This window comes from Streptomyces cylindrosporus, assembly GCF_022698165.1.
GTDB classification, from domain to species: domain Bacteria; phylum Actinomycetota; class Actinomycetes; order Streptomycetales; family Streptomycetaceae; genus Streptomyces; species Streptomyces cylindrosporus.
On record NZ_JALDAY010000030.1, the window covers coordinates 1 to 3,382 of the forward strand.

General features: G+C 66.5%; 4 protein-coding genes. 3 read left to right on the forward strand and 1 reads right to left on the reverse strand.

Features of this window, described 5'->3' with window-relative positions; all coding sequences use genetic code 11:
* On the reverse strand, window positions 1-252 hold a 252-nt coding region (locus tag MQP27_RS50680), incomplete at its 3' end, for an aldehyde dehydrogenase family protein (RefSeq protein ID WP_242779474.1).
* Window positions 253-579: 327 nt separating this feature from the next.
* On the opposite strand from MQP27_RS50680, the gene MQP27_RS50685 reads away from it, so the two are divergent.
* From MQP27_RS50685 to MQP27_RS50695, 3 genes are all read left to right on the forward strand, one after another.
* Window positions 580-1,599 (forward strand): substrate-binding domain-containing protein, encoded by a 1,020-nt coding sequence (locus MQP27_RS50685; protein WP_242779477.1) that lies wholly within the window; start codon window positions 580-582, stop codon window positions 1,597-1,599.
* Window positions 1,599-2,678: an ABC transporter permease gene (locus MQP27_RS50690; protein ID WP_242779480.1), complete on the forward strand. Its 1,080-nt coding sequence runs from the start codon at window positions 1,599-1,601 to the stop codon at window positions 2,676-2,678. The genes MQP27_RS50685 and MQP27_RS50690 overlap by 1 nt, the downstream gene beginning before the upstream one ends.
* A gap of 5 nt (window positions 2,679-2,683) precedes the next feature.
* On the forward strand, window positions 2,684-3,382 hold a 699-nt coding region (locus tag MQP27_RS50695; RefSeq protein WP_242779483.1), incomplete at its 3' end, for an ATP-binding cassette domain-containing protein.

Genomic DNA, 3,382 nt, shown 5'->3' on the forward strand with positions numbered 1-3,382 from the left:
GGCGATCGCGTCCCGGTTCGCCTCCAGCAGCGCCCGGAACCTGAACAGGATCGAGGTCCGCTTCGCCAGCGAGGTCCTGCCCCAGGTCACATACGCGTCCTTGGCGGCCTGCACCGCCGCGTCCACCTCCTCGACCGAGGCGAAGGGGACCTGCTTCTCCTGGTGACCCGTGGCGGGGTCGGTGACGGCGCCGTAGCGCTCGGACGAACCCTCTCTGGGCTTGCCGTCGATCCAGTGGTGGAGGTGCTTCATCGTGTGCGGGTTTCCTTTCAGGGCCGGACTCGGACGCGGACGGGGCGACCTTCGCTATTTCTGTGGCCAATGCATCAAAATGCCGTTCAATCGAGGCCCCGGGCATCCCGTCATTTCAGGTGTAGAGGTCGGCCGTAACCAGCGTCAAAGCAATTGTTCTGACATCTTTCCCTGATGGATAAATGATGTCATTACAAGCGTTGACCCCGGGGTGGGGTGAGGGTTCCATCTCCGTCATAGGCAACAGCCGTGTTAACGGCATGTGATCCGCAGCGCTCGCTCGGTCAGCCTCCAACCCTCTCTCCGCCGCACAGTGAGGTGCCGAAGATGGACCGCTTGTCCCACTCCCGTTCCCGCAGAATCGTGCCCGTCGTCGCCGCGATGGCGGCGGCCACCCTGTTCGCCGCGGGCTGCTCCAGCAGCTCCGGCGGCAAGAAGGCCGACGACGCGGGGAGCGGAGTCTCGGCCGGCAAGGCCACCACTCCCCGCATGACGGTCGCCATGATCACGCACGCCGCGCCCGGTGACACCTTCTGGGACATCGTGCGCAAGGGCGCCCAGGCCGCCGCCGCCAAGGACAACATCAAGCTCGTCTACTCCTCCGACCCCAACGCGGGCAACCAGGCCAACCTGGTGCAGAACGCGATCGACCAGAAGGTCGACGGGATCGCCCTCACCCTCGCCAAGCCGGACGCCCTGAAGAGCGTCGTCGCCAAGGCCAGGCAGGCCGGCATACCCGTCGACGGTTTCAACTCCGGTGTGAGCGACTGGACGAAGCTGGGCCTGCAGGAGTTCTTCGGGCAGGACGAGACGGTGGCCGGTGAGGCGTTCGGTAAGAAGCTCAACGAGGTCGGCGCCAAGCACACGGTCTGTGTCATCCAGGAGCAGGGCAACATCGGCCTCACCCAGCGGTGTGCCGGACTGAAGAAGACCTTCTCCGGCAAGACCGACATCCTCTATGTCAACGGCACCGACATGCCGTCCGTGAAGTCGACGATCACCGCCAAGCTCCAGCAGGACAGTTCGATCGACTTCGTGGCGACCCTCGCCGCCCCGGTCGCGCTCACCGCCGCGCAGTCGGTGTCCGAGTCGGGCAGCAAGGCCAAGCTCGCCACGTTCGACCTCAACAAGGACGCGGTCGCGGCCATCAAGTCCGGCACGATCCAGTGGGCCATCGACCAGCAGCCCTACCTGCAGGGCTACCTGTCCGTCGACGCCCTGTGGCTCTACAAGACGAACGGAAACTACAGCGGCGGCGGTTCGCAGGCCGTGCTGACCGGCCCGGCCATTGTCGACAAGTCCAACATCGACAAGGTCGCCGCGTTCGCCGCGAAGGGCACCCGGTGATGACCATGACCCAGACCACGGCTCCGGCGGCGGGCTCCCCGTCGCCGGCTCCGCCGGCCCGTGAGAAGGACGGCCGTACATCTGAACGGCCGCTCGCCGTACGCCTGTTGGCCCGCCCCGAAGTGGGCGTCTTCCTCGGCGCCGCGGCGGTCTACGTCTTCTTCCTGATCGCCGCGCCGCCGGTGCGCGACGGCTCCTCGATGGCGAACATCCTCTACCAGTCGTCCACCATCGGGATCATGGCGCTGCCGGTCGCACTGCTGATGATCGGCGGTGAGTTCGACCTGTCGGCCGGTGTCGCGGTGATCACCTCCGCGCTGACCGCGAGCATGCTCAGCTACCAGCTCACCATGAACGTCTGGGTCGGCGTGATCGTCGCCCTGCTCGTGTCCTTGGGGATCGGGTTCTTCAACGGCTGGCTGGTCGTCAGGACCGGGCTGCCGAGCTTCCTGATCACGCTCGGCAGCTTCCTGATCCTCCAGGGCGTGAACCTCGCGGTGACCAAGCTGGTCACCGGCAACGTGGCCACCGACGACATCAGCGACATGGACGGCTTCAGCCAGGCGCAGAAGGTCTTCGCCTCCAGCTTCGACGTCGGCGGGGTCCAGGTGAAGATCACCGTCGTCTGGTGGCTGGTCTTCGCCGCCATCGCCACCTGGGTGCTGCTGCGCACCAAGTACGGCAACTGGACCTTCGCGGTCGGCGGCAACAAGGACAGCGCCCGCGCGGTCGGTGTGCCGGTGACCTTCAGCAAGATCTCGCTGTTCATGCTGGTCGGCTTCGGCGCCTGGTTCATCGGCATGCACCAGCTGTTCTCCTTCAACACCGTGCAGTCCGGCGAGGGCGTCGGCCAGGAGCTGATCTACATCTCCGCCGCGGTCATCGGCGGCTGCCTCCTGACCGGTGGCGCCGGCTCGGCGATCGGCCCGGTCTTCGGCGCCTTCATGTTCGGCATGGTCCAGCAGGGCATCGTCTACGCGGGCTGGAACCCCGACTGGTTCAAGGCCTTCCTCGGCGTCATGCTCCTCGGCGCCGTCCTCATCAATCTGTGGGTCCAGCGCACAGCGACCCGGAGGTGACGTACATGACGACCACTCAAGAAACGTCGGCCGTCGTCGAGTTGAAGGCCGCAGGCAAGGCGTACGGCAACATCCGTGCCCTGCACGGGGTCAGCCTGAAGGTGTTCCCCAGCCAGGTCACCTGCGTGCTGGGCGACAACGGCGCCGGCAAGTCCACCCTGATCAAGATCATCTCGGGGCTGCACCAGCACACCGAGGGCGAGTTCCTCGTCGACGGCACCCCGGTGCGCTTCTCCACCCCGCGCGACGCGCTGGACAAGGGCATCGCGACGGTCTACCAGGACCTCGCGGTCGTCCCGCTGATGCCGGTGTGGCGCAACTTCTTCCTTGGCTCCGAGATGACCAAGGGCCCCTGGCCGATCCGCCGTCTCGACATCGAGAAGATGAAGCAGACCGCCGACGAAGAGCTCCGCAACATGGGCATCGTCCTGGACGACCTCGACCAGCCCATCGGCACGCTGTCCGGCGGTCAGCGCCAGTGCGTGGCCATCGCCCGCGCGGTGTACTTCGGCGCCCGGGTCCTGATCCTGGACGAGCCGACCGCCGCCCTCGGCGTCAAGCAGTCCGGGGTCGTGCTGAAGTACATCGCCGCCGCCCGCGACCGCGGCCTGGGCGTCATCTTCATCACCCACAACCCGCACCACGCCTACATGGTCGGCGACCACTTCAGCGTGCTGCGCCTGGGCACCATGGAGCTGTCCGCC